Annotated in this window: 1 protein-coding gene; it reads right to left on the bottom strand. The window is 40.9% G+C overall.

The genetic code is table 11. The features are described from left to right. Positions 1–398: DNA adenine methylase (locus tag J7R12_RS08665; protein ID WP_208439075.1), on the bottom strand; the 398-nt coding region annotated here is incomplete at its 3' end. Between the last annotated feature and the right edge of the window lie 74 nt (positions 399–472).

Raw genomic sequence — 472 nt, 5'->3', positions numbered from 1 at the left:
TTCCCACTAAAACTCAACCGCTGTAGATACAAAAATCGCAAAGCCCGCTCTAAATCCGTGAGAGTGTTTGGATCTTGCATGCGCAAGCGTTGAAACTCCTCACGGCTGGTGATTTGGAACTTCAACAGATCCATAAAAGGGGGATAATGGCGTTGCAAAACTCGAAAAAAATTCACCACATCACCTGAACGATCATTGACAATTTCAATAGGTGGAATCAACTTCCGCCTAAAGAATATTCCTCCCATACCAACAAAAGGTTCAGCATAAGTGCGATGGGGAATACCTTCAATGATTTTGGTAATGGTTTTGGCTAACCTGCTTTTGCCACCAATATAAGCAGCAGCTGGTGTAATGGGATCAACTGATTTTAATGTTTCCTTGCAAAGTGTATCCATAATTTTTTAACACTCTTTCATCTATAGTAGCCATCTTCTCATTGCTTCAAGTGATAAGAAGTGGCTGCGATGTT

The organism is Bartonella vinsonii subsp. vinsonii (assembly GCF_902825235.1).
Classification (GTDB): Bacteria; Pseudomonadota; Alphaproteobacteria; order Rhizobiales; family Rhizobiaceae; genus Bartonella; species Bartonella vinsonii.
Note: the sequence above shows the minus strand (reverse complement) of the source record. Positions and strands in the feature narration are given on the sequence as shown.